The sequence below is a fragment of the Parapedobacter tibetensis genome (assembly GCF_024704835.1).
Lineage (GTDB): Bacteria > Bacteroidota > Bacteroidia > Sphingobacteriales > Sphingobacteriaceae > Parapedobacter > Parapedobacter tibetensis.
On sequence record NZ_JAMXBE010000018.1, the window covers coordinates 35,958 to 59,804 of the forward strand.

At 47.2% G+C, this 23,847-nt stretch carries 24 protein-coding genes and 1 tRNA gene; 14 read left to right on the forward strand and 11 right to left on the reverse strand.

The features are described 5' to 3' along the window. The first annotated feature begins 53 nt into the window (after positions 1 to 53). From leuS to NF543_RS21840, 3 genes are all read left to right on the forward strand, one after another. The gene (leuS, locus tag NF543_RS21830; protein ID WP_257670327.1) at positions 54 to 2,843 is read left to right on the forward strand and encodes a leucine--tRNA ligase; all 2,790 of its coding nucleotides are present in this window, start codon (positions 54 to 56) and stop codon (positions 2,841 to 2,843) included. 39 nt (positions 2,844 to 2,882) lie between these two features. Continuing rightward, positions 2,883 to 5,003 (forward strand): S9 family peptidase, encoded by a 2,121-nt coding sequence (locus tag NF543_RS21835; RefSeq protein ID WP_257670328.1) that lies wholly within the window; start codon positions 2,883 to 2,885, stop codon positions 5,001 to 5,003. Positions 5,004 to 5,086: 83 nt separating this feature from the next. Then, a tRNA-Ala gene (locus tag NF543_RS21840) sits at positions 5,087 to 5,163 on the forward strand. A gap of 39 nt (positions 5,164 to 5,202) precedes the next feature. On the opposite strand, the gene NF543_RS21845 is transcribed toward NF543_RS21840, so the two are convergent. Then, positions 5,203 to 5,724, reverse strand: coding sequence for an SRPBCC family protein (locus tag NF543_RS21845; protein WP_257670329.1), 522 nt, complete (start codon positions 5,722 to 5,724; stop codon positions 5,203 to 5,205). A gap of 22 nt (positions 5,725 to 5,746) precedes the next feature. Then, complete coding sequence (locus tag NF543_RS21850) at positions 5,747 to 6,106, reverse strand: VOC family protein (RefSeq protein ID WP_257670330.1); 360 nt, start codon at positions 6,104 to 6,106, stop codon at positions 5,747 to 5,749. A 291-nt stretch (positions 6,107 to 6,397) separates the two neighbouring features. Between NF543_RS21850 and NF543_RS21855 the strand changes: the two genes are divergently transcribed. Then, positions 6,398 to 6,520 (forward strand): hypothetical protein, encoded by a 123-nt coding sequence (locus tag NF543_RS21855; protein ID WP_257670331.1) that lies wholly within the window; start codon positions 6,398 to 6,400, stop codon positions 6,518 to 6,520. 37 nt (positions 6,521 to 6,557) lie between these two features. Here the strand turns inward: NF543_RS21855 and NF543_RS21860 are convergent, their stop codons facing one another. Both NF543_RS21860 and NF543_RS21865 read right to left on the reverse strand, forming a co-directional pair. After that, positions 6,558 to 6,914 (reverse strand): helix-turn-helix domain-containing protein, encoded by a 357-nt coding sequence (locus NF543_RS21860; RefSeq protein ID WP_257670332.1) that lies wholly within the window; start codon positions 6,912 to 6,914, stop codon positions 6,558 to 6,560. A 2-nt stretch (positions 6,915 to 6,916) separates the two neighbouring features. Further along, entirely contained in the window at positions 6,917 to 7,225 is a 309-nt protein-coding gene (locus NF543_RS21865; protein WP_257670333.1) for a type II toxin-antitoxin system HigB family toxin, read from the reverse strand. Here NF543_RS21865 and NF543_RS21870 point away from each other — a divergent pair. The 6 genes from NF543_RS21870 to NF543_RS21895 all read left to right on the forward strand — a co-directional run bounded on the left by NF543_RS21870 (position 7,212) and on the right by NF543_RS21895 (position 11,954). Continuing rightward, on the forward strand, positions 7,212 to 7,628 hold the full coding sequence (locus NF543_RS21870) for an ISAzo13-like element transposase-related protein (protein WP_373275024.1): 417 nt from the start codon (positions 7,212 to 7,214) through the stop codon (positions 7,626 to 7,628). The two genes, NF543_RS21865 and NF543_RS21870, sit on opposite strands and share 14 nt — an antisense overlap. Before the next feature lie 74 nt (positions 7,629 to 7,702). Beyond that, on the forward strand, positions 7,703 to 8,488 hold the full coding sequence (locus NF543_RS21875) for a beta-carotene 15,15'-monooxygenase (RefSeq protein ID WP_257957548.1): 786 nt from the start codon (positions 7,703 to 7,705) through the stop codon (positions 8,486 to 8,488). Positions 8,489 to 8,598: 110 nt separating this feature from the next. Continuing rightward, positions 8,599 to 9,783 (forward strand): 1-deoxy-D-xylulose-5-phosphate reductoisomerase, encoded by a 1,185-nt coding sequence (locus tag NF543_RS21880; RefSeq protein WP_257670335.1) that lies wholly within the window; start codon positions 8,599 to 8,601, stop codon positions 9,781 to 9,783. Positions 9,784 to 9,788: 5 nt separating this feature from the next. Then, positions 9,789 to 11,120 (forward strand): RIP metalloprotease RseP, encoded by a 1,332-nt coding sequence (gene rseP / locus NF543_RS21885; protein ID WP_257670336.1) that lies wholly within the window; start codon positions 9,789 to 9,791, stop codon positions 11,118 to 11,120. Positions 11,121 to 11,253: 133 nt separating this feature from the next. Further along, positions 11,254 to 11,703 (forward strand): Dabb family protein, encoded by a 450-nt coding sequence (locus tag NF543_RS21890; RefSeq protein ID WP_257670337.1) that lies wholly within the window; start codon positions 11,254 to 11,256, stop codon positions 11,701 to 11,703. A 56-nt stretch (positions 11,704 to 11,759) separates the two neighbouring features. Then, complete coding sequence (locus tag NF543_RS21895) at positions 11,760 to 11,954, forward strand: YwbE family protein (protein WP_257670338.1); 195 nt, start codon at positions 11,760 to 11,762, stop codon at positions 11,952 to 11,954. 43 nt (positions 11,955 to 11,997) lie between these two features. Here the strand turns inward: NF543_RS21895 and NF543_RS21900 are convergent, their stop codons facing one another. Further along, complete coding sequence (locus tag NF543_RS21900; RefSeq protein WP_257670339.1) at positions 11,998 to 12,633, reverse strand: T9SS type B sorting domain-containing protein; 636 nt, start codon at positions 12,631 to 12,633, stop codon at positions 11,998 to 12,000. A gap of 342 nt (positions 12,634 to 12,975) precedes the next feature. Between NF543_RS21900 and NF543_RS21905 the strand changes: the two genes are divergently transcribed. Together NF543_RS21905 and NF543_RS21910 are read left to right on the forward strand one after the other, a co-directional pair. Further along, positions 12,976 to 13,629 (forward strand): DUF6266 family protein, encoded by a 654-nt coding sequence (locus NF543_RS21905; protein ID WP_257670340.1) that lies wholly within the window; start codon positions 12,976 to 12,978, stop codon positions 13,627 to 13,629. A gap of 8 nt (positions 13,630 to 13,637) precedes the next feature. Further along, positions 13,638 to 14,204: a DUF6266 family protein gene (locus NF543_RS21910; protein WP_257670341.1), complete on the forward strand. Its 567-nt coding sequence runs from the start codon at positions 13,638 to 13,640 to the stop codon at positions 14,202 to 14,204. 110 nt (positions 14,205 to 14,314) lie between these two features. On the opposite strand, the gene NF543_RS21915 is transcribed toward NF543_RS21910, so the two are convergent. Then, the gene (locus NF543_RS21915; protein WP_257670342.1) at positions 14,315 to 14,572 is read right to left on the reverse strand and encodes a Txe/YoeB family addiction module toxin; all 258 of its coding nucleotides are present in this window, start codon (positions 14,570 to 14,572) and stop codon (positions 14,315 to 14,317) included. Further along, positions 14,563 to 14,772, reverse strand: coding sequence for a DUF2683 family protein (locus NF543_RS21920; protein ID WP_257670343.1), 210 nt, complete (start codon positions 14,770 to 14,772; stop codon positions 14,563 to 14,565). Before NF543_RS21920 ends, NF543_RS21915 begins: the two co-directional genes overlap by 10 nt. A gap of 518 nt (positions 14,773 to 15,290) precedes the next feature. Here NF543_RS21920 and carA point away from each other — a divergent pair. Beyond that, a complete protein-coding gene (carA, locus tag NF543_RS21925; RefSeq protein WP_257670344.1) occupies positions 15,291 to 16,388 on the forward strand; it encodes a glutamine-hydrolyzing carbamoyl-phosphate synthase small subunit in 1,098 nt (365 codons plus the stop codon). Positions 16,389 to 16,537: 149 nt separating this feature from the next. Then, positions 16,538 to 17,833: a phosphopyruvate hydratase gene (eno, locus tag NF543_RS21930; RefSeq protein ID WP_257670345.1), complete on the forward strand. Its 1,296-nt coding sequence runs from the start codon at positions 16,538 to 16,540 to the stop codon at positions 17,831 to 17,833. A 38-nt stretch (positions 17,834 to 17,871) separates the two neighbouring features. Here the strand turns inward: eno and NF543_RS21935 are convergent, their stop codons facing one another. The 4 genes from NF543_RS21935 to NF543_RS21950 form a co-directional block, all read right to left on the reverse strand. Next, the gene (locus tag NF543_RS21935; protein ID WP_257670346.1) at positions 17,872 to 19,374 is read right to left on the reverse strand and encodes a family 43 glycosylhydrolase; all 1,503 of its coding nucleotides are present in this window, start codon (positions 19,372 to 19,374) and stop codon (positions 17,872 to 17,874) included. A gap of 66 nt (positions 19,375 to 19,440) precedes the next feature. Further along, complete coding sequence (locus NF543_RS21940; protein WP_257670347.1) at positions 19,441 to 20,592, reverse strand: DUF4998 domain-containing protein; 1,152 nt, start codon at positions 20,590 to 20,592, stop codon at positions 19,441 to 19,443. Between the two features lie 51 nt (positions 20,593 to 20,643). Then, positions 20,644 to 21,846, reverse strand: a complete 1,203-nt coding sequence (locus NF543_RS21945; protein ID WP_257670348.1) for a DUF5000 domain-containing lipoprotein — start codon at positions 21,844 to 21,846, stop codon at positions 20,644 to 20,646. 39 nt (positions 21,847 to 21,885) lie between these two features. Then, entirely contained in the window at positions 21,886 to 23,823 is a 1,938-nt protein-coding gene (locus NF543_RS21950) for a RagB/SusD family nutrient uptake outer membrane protein (protein WP_257670349.1), read from the reverse strand. Between the last annotated feature and the right edge of the window lie 24 nt (positions 23,824 to 23,847).

Consider the following 23,847-nt stretch of genomic DNA (forward strand, 5'->3'; position numbering starts at 1 on the left):
CATTGGATTGAGATTTTTTGTATTTTCGCCGTTCTTATTAATTCCCGATATACATGGACTACCAGCATAAAGCGATTGAGGAAAAGTGGCAGAAATTTTGGGCGGATAACCATACCTTCCGTGTAGATAATACGTCTGAAAAGCCAAAATATTATATATTGGATATGTTTCCGTATCCATCCGGTGCTGGATTGCATGTCGGACATCCATTGGGATACATCGCTTCGGATATCTTTGCGCGCTATAAGCGGCTGAAGGGGTTCAACGTCCTTCACCCCATGGGTTACGATTCCTTTGGCCTTCCGGCAGAGCAATACGCCATCCAGACTGGGCAGCATCCCGCCGTCACCACAGCGGCCAACATCGAGCGTTACCGCGAGCAGTTGGATAACATCGGCTTCTCATTTGATTGGGAAAGGGAAGTGCGCACCAGCGATCCCGCTTTTTATAAATGGACGCAGTGGATTTTCACGCAACTTTTTGATGCCTGGTATAACAAAGCCAACGATAGGGCAGAGCCTATTGCTACACTGATCGCGCACGTTGAAACTAACGGAAGCAATGGTCTCCTCGCGGTATCTGATGAAGATACCGCCATATTTACGGCCGCGCAGTGGGCGAGTTTTAGCGAAGAACAGCAACAACGGGAATTGCTGAAATACCGACTGGCCTACCTGCGGGAGAGTACAGTCAATTGGTGCCCCGCATTGGGCACGGTATTGGCCAATGACGAAGTGGTCAACGGCGTTTCCGAACGTGGCGGCTATCCCGTGGTACAGAAGAAGATGATGCAATGGAGCATGCGTATCACAGCTTATGCGGAGCGTTTACTCAACGGGTTGGATACCGTCGATTGGCCGGATCCTTTGGTGGAAATGCAGCGCAACTGGATAGGGAAAAGCATAGGTGCAAGCGTAAGGTTTACCGTACCTTCCCTTGGGGATGATCAATATATCGAAGTCTTCACAACCCGTGTGGATACCATCTATGGTGTAAATGCCCTGGTACTTGCACCCGAAAATGAGCTGGTCAATCAGTTGACCACCCCAGGACAGCGAGCTGAAGTGGATGCCTATGTGGCGCAGACCAAGAAGAAATCCGAACTTGACCGCATGGCCGATGTAAAAGCGGTTTCTGGGGCATTCACTGGCTGCTATGTGGTGCACCCCCTTACAGCCAAAACCATACCCATATGGATAGCGGATTATGTGTTGGCTGGATACGGCACGGGCGCGGTCATGGCCGTGCCTTCGGGTGATCAACGGGACTATTTGTTTTCTACGCATTTCGGCTTACCCATTATCCCTATTTCAGATGCCCAACAACTGGATGGGCAAGCAGACGCAACGAAGGAGGGTAGGTATATCAATTCGGGTATCATCAATGGCCTCACTTACCTAGAAGCGGTGGACGTGCTGGTTGCTGAGCTGGAATCCATCGGAGCGGGCAAGGCTACGATCAATTACCGGATGCGGGATGCCATCTTTGGCCGCCAACGCTATTGGGGCGAACCAGTGCCTGTTTACTTCAAGGATGGGCTGCCCCAGTTGATTGAAGAAGGCGAATTGCCCCTCATATTGCCCGAAGTTGACAAATACCTTCCTACCGAATCCGGCGAACCGCCTTTAGGCCGCGCCAAGGGATGGAAGTACCGCGACACCTTTGAATATGAATTGAGTACCATGCCCGGTTGGGCCGGGTCGAGCTGGTACTGGTACCGGTATATGGATGCCCATAATGCGGGTGAGTTTGCATCTAGGGAAGCGGTAAACTATTGGAAAGCCGTGGATTTATATATCGGTGGTTCGGAACACGCTACAGGGCATTTGCTCTATAGCCGCTTTTGGAATAAATTTCTCAAGGACATGGGTTATGTTCCCGAGGAAGAGCCGTTCAAAAAGCTAATCAACCAAGGAATGATCCAAGGGCGTAGTAATTTCGTATATCGCGTGTTGGATGCAGAAGGCAAGGGTACCAATACCTTTGTATCCCATGGGCTGAAAGACCAATACGCTACGGTAGCATTGCATGTGGATGTCAACATCGTAAGCAACGATACCCTCGATCTGGATTCGTTCCGTCAATTTAGGCCCGATTTTGTCGATGCCGACTTTATCCTCGAAAATGGCAAGTATCACTGTGGGCATGAGGTAGAGAAGATGTCGAAGTCCAAGTACAACGTCGTAAACCCGGATGACATTATCGAACAATACGGGGCAGACACGCTCCGGATGTACGAAATGTTCCTCGGCCCATTGGAACAAAGCAAGCCCTGGAATACCAACGGTATTGAGGGGGTATATAAATTCCTCCGGAAGCTATGGAGGCTGTTCCATGATGGCCAGGGCAATTTTTCCGTGTCCGATGAATCATCCAGCAAGGCGGAGTTGAAGGCCTTGCATAAAATCATCAAGAAAGTGGAAGAAGATATCGAACGGTTCTCGTTCAATACCTCTGTATCGGCCTTCATGATTTGCGTGAATGAGCTTACCGACCTGAAGTGTAACAAACGAGGCATATTGCATGATTTGTGTATCGTTTTGCATCCCTATGCCCCTCATATCACGGAGGAGCTATGGACGTTGCTGGGAAATGAACCGGGCAAGTTGTCCTATGCAACATACCCCGCATTCAATCCCGATTACCTCGTAGAAAGCGAATTTGCCTATCCCATCTCCGTCAATGGCAAGATGCGGATGAACCTCCCCTTATCACTCAGCCTGGAACCAGCCGATGTGGAGCAAGCCGTGTTAGCGAATGAGGACGTGCAGCGCTATCTTGAGGGCAAATCTATACGCAAGGTTATTGTGGTGAAAGGCAGGATAGTGAATATTGTGGTATAATTCTCATTAATTCATATGGAACAACCAAAATTATATATTATGAATAAAAGTATATACCTGCTAATAGGTGCTTTCCTATTATTTACATACCAAATAGAAGCCCAAACCAAACGCTTGGATTTGGAGCAGTCCCTCGGGCTTAAACCATCACTGACTAAAACCATCAATCCCATACAGGGTTGGGCTGATGCGCAGCATTACATCGAATATGATGCCCAGACGCGTCAACAATACCAGGTGCATATCAAGAGCGGCGAACGTACGCCTTATACACCGCCACCTAGCAGCGATGTGGAGGTGTATGTGGGAAACAACGATGTTTTTATCCGCCGTGGCGCCGATGACCCCAAGCAATTGACCCATTCACCGGATGAAGAGGAGAAAAATCCAACGCTGTCGCCCAATAACCAGTATGTGGCATTCACCCGCAACAACGATCTCTATGCGATAAACGTGTCCGATGGCCGCGAAATCCGTTATACAAGCGACGGAACCGATGTCATCTACAACGGTTGGGCCTCATGGGTGTATTTCGAAGAGATACTGGGTCGCCCCACGCGCTATAAAGCATTCTGGTGGGCACCCGATAGCAAAACGTTGGCCTTCATGCGGTTTGATGATACACAAGTACCCATGTTTCCTATCTATGGCTCCACCGGGCAGCACGGCTACCTGGAACAGACCCGCTATCCGAAGGCTGGCGACTCCAATCCCGAAGTGAAGGTTGGTTTTGTGCCCGTAGGGGGAGGGAATGTGGTATGGGCAGATTTCAACGAAAAGGACGACCAGTATTTCGGTACGCCGTATTGGAGCTATAACAGCAATAACCTGATGGTGCAATGGATGAACCGCGACCAGACCAACCTCAAGTTCTACCAGGTAAATCCCCAAACAGGAGCGAAGAAAGAAATCTACGACGAGCACCAGAACGAATGGATCGATTTGGACCATAGCGAACGGATTACCTACTTGGAAGACAATAAGCATTATATCCTCAAAAGTGATAAAACGGGATGGGCGCATTATTACCTGTATACCTTGGATGGTGCGTTGGTCAACCCCATTACCCAAGGTGAATGGCAGGTATCAAGCTTGGAATTGGTCGACGAGAAAAACAAGACGATTTATTTTACCGCGCGCAAGGAACACTCGGCAACAGTAGACCTTTACCGCGTGAATTATAATGGCAAGAATTTACGACGCCTTACTTTTGGCGATTATACCCATCAAGCGCAGGTGGCGCCCGATGGAAAGCATTTCATTACCACGTATTCCAATGTAGGCACTCCGACTAAGGTGGCCTTGCTTGATAACAAGGGCAAAGTTGTGAGGAAATTGGCGGATAGTAAGGCAGATGATTTCGACGATTACATGTATGCCAAAACCGAACTGATTACCATCCCTACCCCCGATGGATACCAACTTCCTGCCACCATCACATGGCCGACGGATTTCGATGAGACAAAACCTCATCCGGTGATTTTCAGTATCTATGGTGGGCCAAATGCAGGTAATGTACGCAACACGTGGAAAGGCACGGCCAACCAACATTGGGCAAACGAAGGGATTATCCAGATCAGTGTAGATCACCGCGCATCCGGGCATTTTGGAAAGGAAGGGGTGGCCTTGATGCACCGCCAGCTGGGCCATTGGGAAATGGAAGATTACATCACGGCTGCCAAATGGCTCAAAAGCAAATCCTGGGTAGCCAAGGACAAGCTGCTCATTACGGGACATAGCTATGGGGGCTATATGACCTGCTTGGCGCTGACCAAAGGTGCGGACTATTTCGATTATGGCATCGCTGGGGCGCCTGTGACCGGTTGGGAATTGTATGACACTCACTATACGGAGCGGTTCATGGATACTCCGCAGGATAACCCAGAAGGGTATAAAAACGGGTCGGTACTGACTTATGTGGATAATTACAAAGGGGTGCTGCGTATCATGCATGGCAGTATGGACGACAATGTGCATATGCAAAACACCATCCAGTTGGTGGATGCGTTGACTAACCGTGACAAACATTTTGAATTGATGATTTATCCCGGTAGCCGACATGGCTTTGCCCGTGAAAAATCAGCATATGACCGTAAGGAGCGTATTCGTTTTTATTATCAATACTTGCTGGAAAAGCCGGTACCGGAGGGATTGCGGTAATACGAAATATTCAGGTTTGAACTTTCTGTTTTTTTACTTTTGATTTTTGACTTTTGAATTAGTACATTTGCAATCCGAAAAAAGGGGGATTAGCTCAGTTGGCTAGAGTACTTGCCTGGCAGGCAAGGGGTCACCGGTTCGAATCCGGTATTCTCCACCACTTGTCAAACTCTTCAGGAAACTGAAGAGTTTTTTTGTTTTATAGGTCTATGCCAGCATTATTTGATTCTAAAATCTCTTTCAATTTTTGCAAATCCGCTGTTACCGCTTTTGCATCTTCATTAAATTCTTTTTCTGTTCTATTGGGCAACCAAAATAGCGTAAAGATGAATTCACACCCCTCATTGTTAGGAACAACCCGCATCGGGTTGTTAACTATTTCTCCATTGGTCAATGTTACTTGATGGTCTATAATTCTAAAATCGTTTGGGGGTGTCCATTTTATTTTTAGATCACCGATGTCGGACTTCCCAATCCAAAGGTCATTTTGCTTGGTAACTGATTTAATGAATGCTACCCATTCCGGGAAATTTTCAGGATCTGAAGCATACCGATACACCTCATCGGCAGATTTGTTTATCGAAATACTGATGTGCTTTACTGGATAAGTCATGTCGTTCAATTTTGTCGATTGCCTGACAGCATCCTTCTGGTTAGTTGAATGCTGACAAGCAGATAGCATTAAAGAATTCAATATTAAAATGATTAAAATCTGTTTCATGCCAAATACGTTATATTGCTTGTCACTCAGACCAGACGGCAAGTTCATAACCATCAGGGTCTATAAAATGAAACCGTTTACCACCAGGAAAATTAAATATATCTTTCTCTATAATGCCTCCAGCCTGTATAATTTTATCTTTAGTTGCCTCAATATTTTTAGAATAGAGAACAATTAATATGGTGCCTTTTACAGGTTCACCAGTCGTAAAACCACCATCAACATATTCACCTTCAAAAGCGGTATATTCCGGCCCGTAGTCAGTAAAAACCCAACCAAAGCACTTTGTATAAAACGCTTTGGCCCGCATAATGTTTTTTGATAGAAATTCAATGTATTGTATTTGCTCGTTCCACAACTTATGTGAATCAATTTTAGCCATCTCTTTTTTTTACAAATTTAGGGGATACCTTTTAATTAGATGCAAACTTAGATAAAGTTGCTTTTTTTGCAAATATAATTGGTTGCATGAACCTCCGCCAATTGGCGGAAGCTCGAACACCACTGAAAAAAACACTTGTGAGAAAAAGCAATTTTATTCGTTATTGTCTGTTCCCAAAGGCACTCATGAATGCTTTGCAGTTATCGATCTACTCGGCTGCCGCTAAAAAATAGCTTTTATAGAGGAAATGTAGTAATCTCACGCAAAAAAAAGGATACTTACAGCAGTCTAATGTATGACCAGGTAAAAAACGAATACCGGTTTGTCATTCACGGCATGTTCCACCATGATATCTACCACCTGGGCCAACTGGGAATCATTATCAAATTGCTGAAAGGGACCGGCAACGGCTGACCGCGGCATCTATACCCCAAACGCCGGACAGAGGCGGTCAGACCAGGAAAACCTCGGCGGGGATGCCGAACCGTTCATGCAGCAGTTTGGCTATCCGGAGCGTGAGGGGTTTCTTCCCGTTCAGCAATGCCGAGACATAGCCCTTGCTGCCCAGCCACGGGGTGAGGTCCTTGTTATGCAGGCCCTGCTCCTGCATTTTCAGCCTGACGGCCTCCAGGGGGTCGGGGGCAGGGATGCGGTAGTGCTCGTCCTCGTAGTTTTTGATGAGTAGCAGGGCCATTTGCAGGCGTTCCCCGGCTTCGCTCTCCAAGTTTACCCCGGCATCGAACTGGGCATCCACCCAGTCGAGCATGGCATCGTATTCCTTTTCGGATTTAATGATCTTCAGTTCCATGGCTATCCCTTATAGTTTACCGTTCTCACGTCGATTTTGTCATACTCCTTGTGCGTCCCGAACCATTTGATTTGGATGGCCTTATAGGTGAAGACCATCCGGATCACCAGCCGGTAATGGTTGCCCATGATGTTCAGCACCACCCGGTCATCCCCCACGAGGCTGGCGGCCGAATACATCCGCTTCAATTCCTGGAAGGTTCTGAAATCGCTGTTCAGGAATTCGTAGTACCATTCCAGGAGTGCATTCCGGGCGTCCGGGTACCGTTCGCAGTATTTCAATAGCGTCCTTCTGGTAATGATGTTAAACATATCGCGCGCGCCGGAAAGTCTGGTGCAAATATCGGAGTTTTCTATTAGAAAACCAAGTGCATTCCAAAAGGGTACCGAAGCGGGAGTTTATTGGATCAGTTTGAAGCCTTCTCAAATAGCGGGATTATTTTTCGAAAAGCATGGGATACATCAGTATCCCGATGCAAACAATATCCTGCATTTATGTGATGCGGGCGGGGCAAATTCCTACCGGCACCATGTGTTCAAAAAGGAGTTGATGCGGTTTTCAGAACAAACAGGGTTGTCGGTAATAGTCTGTCATTACCCGCCTTACTGCTCAAAATGGAACCCGATAGAGCATCGTTTATTCAGCCCGGTACACAGAACAATGGGCGGTGTCCACTTACTAAAACAGGTGCGAAGACGGTACGCTATCCGTTAGAGATAGCTTTTTTCGTTTTATTTTTCAAATAGCCAAACTTTATCCCACCTTTGCGTTAAGTTTTCACTAATCCGATGATTCAGTTTTTGAAAAATAGTACGTTTGCCGTCAATGAGGTAATCAATAAATCCTGGGATTTGCTCAGGAAACATTATTTCTCCATTGCAGGCCTATGTTTTCTCTTGTTTCTCACGTCCAATACCTCAGGTATCTTGGCTTTTTATTTCAATGAAGTGAATACGTTCCTTAGTATATTCATGGCGTTCCTTTTTGTGATTTTATATTTTGGTACCCAATTGACGCTATTTAAATACATCTTTACCCTTATCGATAAAAAAGAAAAGATAAACCTATCGGACACCATACCCAGCACCAAGGAATTGCTATACTTTTTTACGGGGATGTTTAGCATTGCATTATTGGCCTTCGTATTTTACCTGCTCATCTCCGTATTGGGATTTCCATTGGTTTATGCCCACATTGATGTCAGCTTGATGGTCAACATCACGCGCGTCGTTTCGGCGGTCTTTGTCTTCCTTTTTTTGCTCCGAGTGGCCTTTTACCCTTTTTTCATCATCGACCGCCATGCCACACCGTTCCAGGCCATCCGTCTCAGTTTTGCGCTCACCAGAGGAAATGTCACCAAACTATTGCTCATCTTAGCATTTTTTGCCATTTTGCACCTTTTATATGTGTATTTCAACTATAGCGGATATCCCATGGTGTCTACAGCATTGAGCATACTCAATTCCTTTTTGGTTGCCCCACTATCAAGTGTGGTTATCGCGGTAGCTTACCGCGATATGATGGCGGACTACCACGGAGGTGAAGACCCGAGGTTGTTGAAGAACATTATTTAGAAACAATTGACAAGGAAAGTTCAAGCTATGTTTTTGAATGCGAGAAGAATGTATCAGCGGCTGTATATATCTTGGAAGAAAAAGTTAAACAAGCGCTAAGCAAAGATATTTTGACAAGAAAGAGAATAGCTATACTAGGTGCCACAGGGAGCATCGGCACGCAGGCGTTAGAAGTGGTACGTGCATGCCCCGGTTGGTTCGAGATACAGGTGCTTACGGCCGCTACAAATGCCGAAGCGTTAATTCAGCAGGCATTGGAATTTCTTCCGAAGGTGGTAGTCGTTGCTGATGAAAGCAAATATCAAGAAGTGAAGGAGGCCTTATGGGGCACATCTGTGATGGTCATGGCAGGGGCAGCCGCTCTTGAAGAAGTGGTACAACACGCCGAAGTGGATTTGGTGCTGAGCGCTTTGGTTGGCTCGGCCGGACTACGACCCACCGTGGCCGCCATCAAGGCCGGAAAAGATATCGCACTTGCCAATAAGGAGACGCTGGTAATGGCTGGTCAATTGGTGATGGACTTGGTGCACAAGCACCAGGTAAGCCTATTGCCCGTGGATTCCGAACATTCGGCCATCTTCCAATGTTTGGTGGGCGAAGACCGTAATCCCATAGAAAAAATATACCTCACAGCATCGGGAGGGCCATTTAGAGGAAAAAGCCGAGACTTTTTAAGTACAGTCACCCGCGAACAGGCCCTGCAACACCCCAATTGGGTGATGGGCGCCAAAATCACCATAGACTCGGCTACACTGATGAATAAAGGGTTGGAAGTGATTGAGGCAAAATGGCTGTTTGGATTGCAAACCCGACAAATTGACGTGGTGGTCCATCCGCAGTCCATCATCCATTCCATGGTACAGTTTGAAGATGGAACCATCAAAGCACAGCTTGGATTGCCTGACATGAAATTTCCCATACAGTATGCGCTAACCTATCCCAAAAGGGTAGAAAATAGCTTCAAAAGATTCAATTTCATGGATTTCCCTAAGTTGACTTTTGAGCAGGCGGACACGGACACATTCCATAATCTGGCATTGGCTTACCGTGCCTTGGAAACGGGAGGAAACGTTCCATGCATCCTCAACGCTGCCAATGAGATGGTCGTGGCAGCATTTTTGAAAGACAAGGTTGGATTCCTGCAGATGAGTGACATCATTGAAGAAACCATGGAGGTGGTTCACCGCATTGATACACCGTCTTTGGACGATTATGAAGATACAGATCGGAAAAGCAGGGCGATAGCAGGAGAACTAATAACAAAAAGTAATAAAACATATCATATCGTAAAATAAATTAGATGGGTGTATTGATAATGATTGGACAAGTAGTGTTAGGCTTGTCCATATTGATTGTGGTGCATGAGTTCGGTCATTTTCTGGCGGCTCGTGCATTTGGGATTAAGGTTGAGAAATTCTATTTGTTCTTTGACGCATGGGGCGTCAAACTATTCAAATTCAATTATAAAGGTTGCGAGTATGGCATAGGCTGGTTGCCACTGGGTGGATATGTGAAGATAGCCGGCATGATAGATGAATCCATGGATACCGAGCAGCTGAAGGGCGAACCACAACCCTGGGAGTTCCGGTCGAAACCCGCATGGCAGCGCCTCATCGTGATGATGGGCGGGATTATCGTCAACGTCATCGTTGGGATATTTATCTTTTGGATGCTTACGTTTAAGTATGGTGAAACATATGTCAATAATGAGCGCTTGGTCAATGGCGTGGCTCCAGGAATCATAGGCCAACAGATTGGCATACAGGCAGGCGACCGGATTACGGAGATCGATGGACAGAAAGTTGTTCGGTTTAACGACATCATGAGCTCAAAAGTGCTTATGGGCAATACCACCCTAACGGTTGAACGCGGTGGGGAAACCGTTAAGATTGATGTTCCAGGAGATATCCTCAATTCGGTGGCTGACCACGACCGGAATGAATTGGTGACCGTTCGGGAACGTACCATGTCTATTTATCAAGTGATTAAAGGGAGCATTGCAGAAAAAGTAGGACTTAAGTCCGGAGACAGCATCCTACGCATTAACGATGCACCTACACCGCTTTTTTGGGATGAGGTACGTGAAATGGTTAGTGTCAATGCCGGTAAAACGATTTCACTGCTGCTGCTACGTGATGGCGATAGCGTAGCTGTTCAGGCCATAGTGCCTGATAACGGTGCATTGGGTTTTTCCGCTAAAAGAGATAACGCGATTCCCTTTGAAACGCAATATTATGGCTTTTTCGAAGCGTTACCCATAGGAGCTTCCAAGGCATGGGGCTCATTGATAGACAACGCAAAGGGCTTAGGCAAGATCGCCAAGGGTGAGTTACGTGCCGATAAGGCAATTTCAGGCCCGGTGCGCATTGCCACCATGTTTGGTTCGGAAGTAGATTGGATTAGATTTTGGACATTGGTGGGGCTATTATCCATGGCATTAGCATTGATGAATTTCCTGCCCATACCAGCCTTGGATGGGGGACATGTGGTGTTTCTGCTGGTCGAAATGGTCCAAGGCAAGCCCTTGAGTGATAAGTTCCTCGAAAAAGCCCAAGTCGCAGGCTTCTTCATTCTATTGGCGCTGATGGTGTTTGTCTTTGGTAATGATATTATCAAGATTGTGAATAAGTAGCTTTTAGTTATGAAATTGCTCATTCGACCATGCGCAGATACGCGAATAAACGAAACCCGACGTAGGAGGGTTCATTGATGCCTTTAAAAGCAAGCAGGAAATCAATAATAAGCAAACCAACAAATAAACAAAAATGGAAAGACGCAAGTTCATCAAACAGACAGGAGCAGCAGTTGCGTTAGCCGGTACTGGTGCCGGATTGCTAGCAGCATGTGCTTCGCCCTCAACAAATCAAGAAACGGAAGAAACTATGGAAAACGAAGAAGTAATTGCACATTACGTGCTTTTTTGGCTCAATGACGACCTCTCCGAAGACGAGATCAATAATTTTGTAGGCTTTTTTGAGGTGTTGAAAACAATCCCGACAATCAAATCATTGCATTATGGACGGGCAGCCAATACCCATCAGCGAGACGTGGTAGACAATAGCTTTACCTACAATCTTCTGGTGTTTTTCGATACCATGGATGACCTGAATGTATACGAAACACATCCGATACACGTTGAAGCCATCGAAAAATATTCAAAATATTGGCGAAAGGTAGCCGTACATGACTCCATGTTGAAGCAGGCCGTGAAATGAAGAGCATTGAGCGCAGATAGCTGAATGCCGACGGCTGGAAGCAGATAACCGATAACATGGACGGAAAACAACGTAAAGACATCTATCCGGGTCTGGGGGTGGCCATCATCCTCAAGAAGGACCAACGTACCGGAAAGCAGACGGAGGGCGTGGTGAAGGATATCCTTACCTCGGCACCTTATCATTCCCGCGGCATCAAAGTCCGGCTGGAAGATGGACAAATAGGTCGTGTGACGGAGATATTGAGATAAATAAAAATCCCATAGGTTTATCACCTATGAGGTTTTAGGAAGGTCAATTGTTTGTATTCCTGATAAGGGTTATAAAGCCTTTGAACGTCTGCCAACGCCCCGTATGTGGCTTAAGCTCCAATATGTAATAGTAGGTGCCTTCAGCTAAGCTGCTGCCGTTCCAGTCGTTTTGATAACGGTTGGACTTAAAGACCTCATTGCCCCATCGGTTGAAGATGGATATGCGGTTTTCCGCGAAAAACTCCAATCCACGGATTTCAAAGTAATCATTTAACCCATCACCGTTTGGCGTGAAGACATTCGGGATACTCAGGGAGATGATCCCGACCAATGCCGTAGCTTCGTTATTTTGTAGATTGTTGTCTTCTTCCGTGCTGACGACAGTAGCCAGGTGAGCGGTACTGCCCGCGTTATCGGCGGTGACCGAGATGGTCAGTGTTTCGGACTGCCCGGCGTTCAAATCTCCTGGGTGCCATAAGATTTCACGACTGTCACTCAGGTATTCAAAGGTGCCTGCGTAATTTCCCAGTATTTGCTTGTAAGATACCTGCTCCGGCAGTATTGCTCTGACCAGTACCCCGGTGGCAGGCCCCACACCATGGTTCGTAATCATCAATTGGTAAGAGAAATCGTTTCCAAGTAACACCATGGGCTGGGCTGGGGTGTTGCGGATCTGCATGTCTACCATGATGGGTTCCCCATCCGGATCTACGATGACTTGTACGATACTTTATCCAATTTGTCTATCAGATGCTGACAGCATTCGTCCTAAGACATGGTCGCCCACGCTATGCGATAATTGGTGTAAAAACTCAATAAAATAACTAGCTAAGATTTATTAAAATTCACTATTCTATCGTCTTTTCATCGTCTTTTTATCGTAAATTAATCGTCTTTATTACGATAAAAAAACGATTAATTTACCTTATATAGATGATAAATTATAAATTTAATACTGATATTAGCTTATTATTTTAGTCAGTTTATTTAAGAAATTGTCAGGATTTGGCTATACTTGCATATGGGAACGATCAAAGAAGGTATCAATGGCCCGTTCAGGGGAAAGGCCGGAAGCGTAATTGGGAGCAGTTGGCGGAAGATCAACTACATCAAGGGACTGCCCCGTTTCAAGAAGAAGCGAGTCCCCTCCACCGGACAGGCGTTGCAACGGGAGAAATTCGCGTTGCTGAACCATTTCCTCTACCCGCTGTCGGGCATCCTGGAGACAGGTTTCAAGCAGTTCACGGGTGCCGCCACCGGCCGGAACGCGGCTTTCCGATACAATTACGACCATGCTTTCCTCGTCGAAGACGGTGAAGTCAAGTTGGATTACCCGGCTTTGCAGCTCAGCCACGGATCGCTGTTCACGGCGGGCGACGAAAAGGCCGAGGTGGATGGTGATATCCTGTATGTTTCCTGGAACCCCGATACCTACGGCATGGGCGGGATGATGGATGACACGGCTTGCATTGTCGTGTACGATGAAACCCTCGAAGTGCTGCTCAGGAACGATATGACGGCAATCCGCCATGACGGGGGCGATCAGGTACGTATTATCAAAGATACAGATGCCCACAGTAGCGATTTGCATGTCTGGCTTTTCTTTGCCGATAAGCTGGGTAGGCATGTTTCAAAGACGGTGTACATCCCGGTTGAACATAAACTTAACCCTTAGGAGTGGCCATGGAATTTTTCTACGACAGGAGCAAACCCAAGAAGAAAGAGCAATCGTACGGCAAACTGGCCGTGCAGCAACGCATGCGTTTGGCCATGGCCTTTCTCAACCCGCTGAGGCAGGTCATTGCGGAAAGCTGGATGAACCAAGGCAACGGCAGTAAAAGCAAAGCGTTCGGCCAGGCGCTCAAAAAGCTGATGCAGGATGCCGTCGAGGGGCATTACCCCGACCAGCGGATCCTTCCCGAGCGGGTGGCGGTAAGCACCGGTATACTGCCCGGCCTCCAAGTCGGAGATGTGGTGCTCGGGTCGGCCGAACTAGAGGTTTATTTCTCAAGTGAACCGAATCCCATGGCCAGCCCGAGCGACCAGGTGGTGCTGGTGGTGTATAGCCCCGAAGAAGGCATCGCCGGACGGAATACGCATGCCTGCATCCGGAGCGAAGGATACATCAGAGTCGACCTGCCCCCGCAGCTCCGCTCGGTGGCTTTCCACGTGTACATCTTCGTGCATAACGCTAGGAAAAAACAATACAGCCGGAGTGTTTATGTGGGGGTATTGGGGCCTCAGGAATGAACGGAAGTCCGAAGACGCTATCGACAGTGCCACCATACTAGTGCTATTGTATGCTTAGACAAGAAACGAGGAATAATTAAGAAACAAGTTTTTCGATGAAAGCGTGCCTGTTAATAATGCCCTTTCAATGAATATACGACAAGCTGTCCAGATTCAACTTTATACACATAACGGTCGACTTGGTTGATTCTTCTAGACCATTTGCCGCTTAGATCGTGTTTTAAAGGTTCGGGTTTGCCAATTACCTTGTAAGGTGATTCGAGAATGGCTTCGGTCAATTGCGATATTTTTTTAAGTGTAGATTTGTTACCTGTTTTCTGCCAATACGTTAAATCATCAATGGCCTCTGGGAGAAAAGTTACTTCCACAACGCTTCTAATTCTGCAATGGTCATCTTTGTACCTTCGCCTCTCTCCAAGGCTTCATCTCCCCGCTTGATTTTTGCCACAAAGGCTTCATCGTATGGAGATTCATCAGCTTTTCTGAAATTAACACCCAAAGCCTTCAGTACTGCCTTAATGGCGGCTAATTGCTTCTTATTATGTGGCTCTACGATCAGCGTTTCCATAATTACAAATGTACAAATATTTACTGTAATCTTCCGTAAATTCGTGGTCATCTTCACAAAAAAATCACACGCTTTCCGTCCACTTTCGATTTTCAGGTTACTTACTCGTAAGTATCGGGGCAACCCCATCAAATTGGAAACGCTATTTTTTTTCAAAAATCACATCAACACACCGGATGTACCTTTCTATGGCAGATATGTAGGATCCGTCTTCAATGGCCTTTTGAAATATCGTTAGTATATCCTAATCTTTGCGGTTGCGGTAAGCACAAAAAAATTTCCTAGTTATTCCATAAATCCTTACCTTTGTCCCTCGTGAAAATTGAAGTAGCATACTTCAGGACGAAATACCCCAAACCCAGAAATCTTTCAGGTGGGTTTTGCTTTTTTAATACGTTTTTGGGCCCGATAAGGGCTTTTTTTATGGATAAGGGTGTAAGACAAGGCTCCGGTATGGATGAGCACCCTACTTTATGTACGATTACAAATACAAACCATCAATAGATAGATTACAACGAATGACCAACTACAGCAAACTGCCGGCGATTTTACTACTGGAAGACGGCACCGTCTACCATGGCAAGGCTGCCGGGAAAATCGGCACCACCACAGGCGAGATTTGTTTCAATACCGGCACCACCGGTTATCAGGAGATCTTTACGGATCCTTCCTACTATGGCCAAATCATGGTGACCACCAATGCCCATATCGGCAATTACGGAATCACGGTGAACGAATCCGAATCGGAGCGGATACAGATCGCTGGTTTGGTCTGCAAGAACTACAGCGTAATCTACAGCCGGAAGATGGCCGACTCATCCATCCAAAAATATTTCGAGGATGGCAACCTGGTGGGTATCTCGGATATCGACACCCGCTCATTGGTGCGTCATATCCGCAACAAGGGTGCGATGAACGCCATTATATCGTCCGAAACCTCGGATGTGGAAGAACTCATGCAACAGTTAGTCAAAGTCCCCTCCATGGCTGGCTTGGAGCTTTCATCAGCAGTGACCACAGAACAACCATATTATTATGGTAATGAAGACGCTTCACATCGCGTAGCCGTGCTGGATTTGGGTATCAAAAAGAATATCCTCCGCAATTTCGATACGCGTAAGGTGTATGCCAAGATATTCCCTGCTAAGACCACTTTTGCTGAAATGGAGGCTTGGGCGCCCCAGGGTTATTTCATTTCCAATGGCCCCGGCGACCCCGCAGCCATGGATTATGCCGTGCAGACAGTAAAGGATATCCTCGCTTCCGATAGACCGTTGTTTGGGATTTGCTTAGGGCATCAATTATTGGCCTTGGCCAATGATATACGTACCAAGAAGATGTTCAATGGACACCGGGGAATCAATCATCCCGTGAAGAATGTGATCATTGACAGGTGTGAAATCACAAGCCAAAACCATGGATTCGGCGTGGTGGCCGAAGACATCAAAAACTCAGACAAGGTGGAGATCACGCATGTGAACCTCAACGATAAATCCATCGAGGGCATACGGGTAAAGGGCAAGAGGGCCTTCTCGGTGCAATACCATCCCGAGTCGTCACCCGGCCCGCATGATTCGCGCTACCTGTTTGACGATTTCTTGACCATGTTGGCGTAGCGCTAGGGGGCAAGAAGCTGATAGCCGATAGCTTAATTTTGCAAGTTTGTATTAAATCGATATATTTGGCAAACAAAATTGATAGTGTATTGTTTACACTAAGTTCAGGGATGTCACTATATTATAGATAACCATAAAATAGAAAATACATGAGTTTGATCATCGACGTACATGCGCGCCAAGTGTTGGATTCGCGCGGTAATCCTACCATCGAGGTAGACGTAACAACAGAAAACGGTTTTGTAGGCCGTGCGGCCGTTCCTTCGGGGGCTTCAACAGGGATACATGAAGCGGTTGAATTGCGGGATGGTGATAAGTCCAAATACCTTGGGAAAGGCGTTTTAAAGGCTGTAGAGAACGTAAACATCAAAATTGCGGATGCGTTGCAAGGGATAGATGTTTTCGAGCAAAATGCGATAGACCGGGTAATGATTGAGCTTGACGGTTCGGAGAATAAAGGCAATTTGGGGGCAAATGCAATTCTGGGTGTTTCATTGGCCGTTTCGAAAGCGGCAGCGCAAGAAAGTCGCCAACCTTTGTATCGCTACATCGGCGGTGTCAATGCCAATACACTTCCCATCCCGATGATGAATATCATTAACGGCGGTTCCCACTCTGATGCACCCATCGCTTTCCAAGAATTTATGATCATGCCCGTGGGTGCACCTTCATTTTCGGAGGCTTTGCGCTGGGGGGCAGAAGTGTTCCATACCCTGAAGAAAACCCTGCACGACCGTGGCCTATCTACCGCCGTGGGCGATGAAGGAGGCTTTGCGCCGTCGTTCGATGGCACGGAAGATGCGATCGAGACGATTTTGAAAGCCATCGAAACCGCAGGATACAAAGCGGGAGACGATATTTACCTGGCGCTGGATTGCGCAGCATCCGAATTCTACAAAGACGGCAAATACGATTATACCAAATTCGAAGGTGACAAAGGCGCCATCCGCACCAGTGATGAGCAAGCGGCTTATTTGGCTGAATTGAGTTCGAAATATCCCATCATCTCCATCGAAGATGGTATGCATGAAGACGATTGGGACGGTTGGAAAGTGTTGACGGAAAAAATCGGCGCAAACGTACAGCTAGTAGGGGACGACTTGTTCGTAACCAATACCAAACGCTTGCAACAAGGGATTGATACCGATACGGCAAACTCCATCCTGGTGAAAGTGAACCAAATCGGTTCCCTGACGGAAACCATCAATGCCGTATCCTTGGCACAGACCAACGGATATACTTCCGTGATGAGCCACCGCAGCGGCGAGACGGAGGATTACACCATCGCGGATTTGGCTGTGGCGCTTAATTGCGGGCAGATCAAAACTGGATCTGCATCGCGTTCCGATCGGATTGCCAAGTACAACCAGTTGCTCCGTATCGAAGAGGAATTAGGGAGCAATGCGAAGTTCTTGGGTAAGGATTTTAAGTTTGCCAAGAAATAAAATTTACGGGGGGGGGGGCAATCCCCCCATAAATTTTGTCAATCCCCAAACCCGTAAGCGCTTACTTCCGCTAGACCAGGTTGTGGCTGCGTGTCATGGCCGGATACCGGCTCCAACTTGAAATAACGGAATTGCTTTTGTTGCTGCAAATCCACATATTGCCGCAAACGATTAATGTTATTCAATTCGAACACACCTAAACTTTCCCATGTTTCATTATCATTGCCCACAAAAATTTCCAGCTCCTTCACTTTACGGTCGCCATTTTTCTGGGAAACAATAAAGCCATCGACTTTCCTTACTTCACCCATATCTACTGTAATCCAATGATCGGGATAATTTGTCGGGTCTGAAGAATAGCGGGTAATCCAATACGTGGTTAAATCATTATCGATCAAGCGGATAGCCAGGCGACTATTGTTGATTTCCTCCGAGCTGAATCCGGCGATCGACCAATCGTCCTTCGGATAGATCAGCCGGATGGTTTCGCCGGACGGCCGCTTTTGTGCGGTTTCGATGGGTACAGGCTCCCCGAAATTGGGTGTTCCATCGGTATTCCATGTAAACCGCTGGATACGGGGGTTGCGGCTGCCACCACCTGGGTTGGTGCGCGCATGGTAAATGATCCAGTCTTCCGTGCCGTCCGGCGATTTGAAGAATCCGTTATGCCCTGGTCCGTAGGCATTGCTCTCCGCTTTCATTGAAAAAACGGGTTCCGGCTTTTTTGTCCAATCGGCCGGACTCATGGGATCTCCATCTTCCTGAAGTGTCAACAAACCGAGGCAATAGCCATCCACCCAATAACCGCTACCTGAATAAACCACAAATACGCTCCCTTGAGGATTAATCAGTACCTGTGGGCCTTCGTTAATCGGATTCCCGTTTTTTTCCCAATCGTAGGTGGGCGAAGCGATGATCACTTTTTCACTGGAGATGGTCCACGGATTGCTCATTTCCGCAATATAGATATGCTGTGGCGGCGCTCCCGCATTGCCCCCCGACCACAACATGTACAATTGCCCATTGTGCCGAAATACCGTACCGTCGATTGCCCATTGGTCTGATGCGTCGGCTACTTTTCCCTTCAGCTCCCAATTACCTTCCACCGGGTTGGGCGAGGTATTCTCGACCACATACATGCGGTGGTTGGCGTTTTGCCCATTGTCGGCAGCAAAATAAAAATACCATTTACCGTCAATCTCATGGAGTTCGGGTGCCCATAGATTCCTCGAATAGGGCATTCCAGTGGGCGGAATCCATACCTCGTGCCTACGTGCCGAAGCGAGTTCTGATAAATTCTCGGTCTCCAAGATCACCAACCTACCACCGTGTGTATACGTGTAGTAATAGGTTCCGTTTTTCTGGGTCACCCATGGATCCGGGCCACCAGGCAAAATCGGGTTTGTAAATGTACTGTCTACAATAAGTCCTGACAGATCTTCCTGTGGTTCCGGATTATCCGTCCAGCCGGGCAATTTCTCGCATGCGCTCCACAGTATTGCACAACCGAGTGCACATACATTAAAAATCAATCGTTTCATAGCATATTTGTTTTTAAAGGTTTGACAGATGATGTACTTGTGCTGAATGGAATACTATTCCAACTTTCAATAATAATATGTGCCCGCTTCCGCTAGACCGGGCTGCTGTTGAGCGTCATGACCTGAAACGGGCACCAGCTTGAAGTATCTGAACGACTTCCGTTGTGGCAAGTCTATATGTTGGTTTTCGCGGTCGATATTGGCCAAGCTAAACAAACCTAAGTTTTCCCACGACTCGTTATCATCGCTGATGTGTACTTCCAATTCCCGGATCTTACGGTCGCCGTTTTTCTGGGCAAAGAAAAAGCCGTCCACGTCCAGTACTTCATCCATATCTACGGTGAGCCAATGGTCGGGATAAGTCGGGATCGGGCCGCTATCTCCGGACCAGTTAGCAATCCAGAAGGTCCCTGCATCGCCATCGAGGACTTTCTCCGCCAGCCGACCACCCCTTGTCTCCTCGGAACTGAAACCTGCGATTGACCATGTTTCTCTAGGGTGAGTTGTTCGCTCAGTGACGATATAGTCCACTGGATCGATGGTTTGATTGGCCGCATAAAATGTGTCTATTGCCAATGAAGTTGGTTTATAGCGCGTGCGAAAGTTAAACTGGGTCTCCGCTTTAAACTGCGGAAGTAAGGTTTGGTTGAGCGCGGGGCCGGTAACGACGTGCGCGGAGTCTCCTGCACCTGTCTGGTAAGAAACAACGGTACCCAACAAGGTCGAATCAGCTGATTCCGGAAACCAATTAATGATAAGGTCTTCCCCATCTTTTCTCACGTTATCGATAATCCGATTGTTGAGGTTGTCGCTGTAGCTTTGGCCATACACCCGGCCAAATATCTCGGAACGCATGGATTGGTTTCCCTGATTATCAAAGGTACGGACCTCAAACGTATAGATGCCCTCGGCAATTTCTGGAATGACCACCTCCTTGTAACCGGCAATCTCATTTGGAGCAATGTCTGTCTCAAAAACACCCTCCGCCCCCCAGGTGACACGCATTTTCGCGATCCGAGAATCCGTGCTGATGAGGGATCGAATAGCCGCTCGGTTATTGCCAGGCTTGAACAGCAACGAATCTACCCGGCCGGGGTAAACTTTTTCGGCGTTTTCCAGGTAATCTCGGTAGTGATAGTCAATCGGAGTACATTGCGCGAGCAACAGGGCCATGGTGAGCAGCACCCCTGCTTGTATATTTATCCTTCTCAATTTCATGTTGTATATAGATTTAAAGATCGTAGTAAAAACTAACCTAGCTGTATTAGGCTATTCCGCCCGGCCAAAAAAAGTGAGTTCGCCCATAGATACATCCGAATTGCCACCCCAGGTATCTGTTGTTTTCCATCGCCAATAACGGTAGGCTTCTTCCTGGTATTCTACTTCAAATTCTTCCCCGGCACGCGCATAGTTGAAATCATCGGTTGTTTGCTCGCCCAGCGGCAATCCGGAAGGTTTTATCGACGTGTAGGTTCCCACCTGTGTCCAGGATTCCCAGCTGCCGTCTGGATTGGGTGCATTCGAACCCCACAATTCAAAAACTTTAGGGTGATTGAATTGATATTCGTGGTTTAACCGGGAATACATCAGGAAGCGGCTCAGATTTGCAGCTACACCCATATCGAAGGTGAAATGCTGAGGTATCCCAGTGCCTGGAGCTGTGTGGAAAATGGTGCTGGATACCCAATCGGCACCATCCCAAAGTACTTGCGTAGAATAGAAATTGGAGTGCTTGACGTGGGTATCTGTAGGCAAATTGTACTGTCTGAATAGCGACTTGTCCATCATTATTTCGAAAACGGGGACAAAAGGCCGGATTAAGGTGTCCGATCGGTTGTTCCAACGGTCTGTTACAAAAATGCCGAATTCCCGTTCAACCGCAGGAAAGCCCCGTATACTGAACCCTCCAGAGGAAAGCTTGGTGTAAAAGTCCCGCGCCGTTTCCCATTCACCCAGGTCATTTTTTGCCAGCACATGGATAACGAGCGGAGCTTCTGCCATATTTTCGAAACGGACTTGGATGCCACCAAAGGTGGCGTTTAGATTACCCTCCCCGGCCAGTGTTTCGAGTGTTTGCAGGTAGGGCGGTGTCAACGCCGTAATCGTGATGCTTTTGGCAGCCGATTCGACTTCACCGACACCTACTGCGATGAGGTCGACTTGATAATCGCCAGCTGCAGCAAATCCGTCTACGGTAATCGAATTTTTGTAAATGGAAGATTTACTCTCACGGACACGACCATCAGCCATCGTATAAACCGCTTTGATGTATCGGAGGTCGCTACTGGCCGGCAGTTCATAGCTAATGATGGCACCACCAGCGATGCTCTCTGCTTCATACGTAGTAATGGGATTAGGCGTTTCTCCTTGCCGAGAAGGGGCAGGCTCTAGACCCTCTGCGCAACTAAACAGGAGGAGGCAAATCCAGCCCCAACTGATCAGGCGTGTTGTATAGTTTGATAACGTGTGCATATCGATAATGTATGTTTTAAGTGATAATTATGTTTTTCTCTACCATAATGGAGATTGTAACAGCTTATCATTTCTCCGCAATTCATTGATACTGATCGGCCAGAAATAGTCCCGTTGTGTAAATGTCCGATTGTACATGACGACACGGCGGTAGTAAGTTTGTGGCGAATTTTGACGGTAATCCCAACCGAAGATAGGTGTATTTAACTCGTCTTGCGCTGTTTTCCATCGCCTTAGATCCCAAAAACGTTGGGATTCAAACGCCAACTCAATGGCACGTTCTTGGTGGATAATTTGTCGTAAACCTTCTTTGGTATTGGGTTTATTGGGATTTCTAGCGTGCTCGTTCCACGATTCTACCACTCCATCTAGTCCGCTTCGTTCTCGGATCAAATCCAGGTAATCAAAGACCTCATCACCGGGCCCGTTAATTTCGTTGAGGGCTTCCGCATAGAGGAGGTACAAATTGCCCAAGCGCATCATGGTGAACGGATAAGCATAGTTGGTAAATACGTTGTTTTCACCAATCACATTAAAGTAGCTCACCAATTTCTTGGGGGTATAGCCCGTACCGGAATATCGGGTAGGGGAATTCGTCGCCGCAGCATTGCCGCCGGGTCTGGCATTAATGGAAAAAGCAAGTTTGTCATCGGTATGGCTGCTCATGTAGTACCGTCCGCCATCAAAGGAAAGCGATCCGTAGAAGCGGTCTTCTCGGTCAAAATGTAGGCCCACCGTGGTATAACCTGGGATCAGATCGTATTCGTAAGGCGACGCACCTAAAGGCACCTCGCGCAAGTCGAAACGTTTCGCGTAATCCCAGTCGTAGTCTTCTTCTATCGGAACACCGTTCTTGCTGTAAAATTTCATCGCCATGTTGAGCGTGGGTGCCATAAAACCGCCCAAAGACTGGTTTGTGATTCGTGCCGGGTCTGCACTTCGCGGCGTAAACGCCCAGCCTTGTTCTGGTTGGTGAGCCCTGCTTCTGTTGTTAACCCAGATGGACTCGGGGTTATTCTGCCGTTCGGTAACGGCCTGCCGCAGGCTCATTTGATTGATGGTGCTTTGCTGTGGCTGGATGAGCATATTGGTAGGCGGAACCCATTTATACAGCGATCTGCCCGCCGCATGGGCTACCTCGATGGCTTCCCGACAGGCGTCAGCGGCTAACTGCCATTTTTCCACGCTGTGGGTGTCGTTGAACAAGGGTTGTCCCACGGCGTTTTGATAATTCGGGTAATCGGTATTGCCGTTGAATAAGGGGCTTGCCGCGGTCATCAGAATTTCCGCTTTCATGGCCTTGGCCACCAGCTGGGTAATTCGCCCATTGTCCTGTACAGGTGTCAACACATCCGGGAGGAGGGCAGGCATGGCTGCGTCAATCTTTCCGATGATATAGGCAAAGACATCGTCGATCGGTTGCCGCTCATAATGCACATTTTCGGGGTCTTCAAAGGTTGGAATGTTTGTGTCCACAATGGGGATAGGCCCATAAACGCGCAACAGGTAATAATGATAATAGGCTTTGAGAAATTCCACTTCGGCTGTCCACTGGTCTTTTTCCATTTGATCCATGTCCGGTACACTTTGAATATTCTCCAGGAAGATATTGCATTCGCGAATGCCCCGCCATAAGGGAGTTCCGCCCGCATTACCATCCCAATAATTAAGTAAAGGACTGTTGGAGTTTTGTCCGCCCATGGCAAGGTACCAATTGGGATAAGCAGATTGGGAGTAATTCGTGGTCGAGTTCAGCCAAAACTCATCCCCTCCCAATAAGGCCGGATTGCTGGTTAAACTGAAACCACCGGGAATCCAACTGTAGCAGGTGAATAAGAAGCGCTCCGCCATCGTTTTCATCGAAAAAGCCTGTTTGAGTTCCGCGACATTATCGGGTACGATATCCATGTATTTATTGCAGCTGCCGATGGATAACATGCCGAATAAAACCACTATTTTTATAATCTTAGTTGCCATTTGAATAGTATTTATTATTGATTA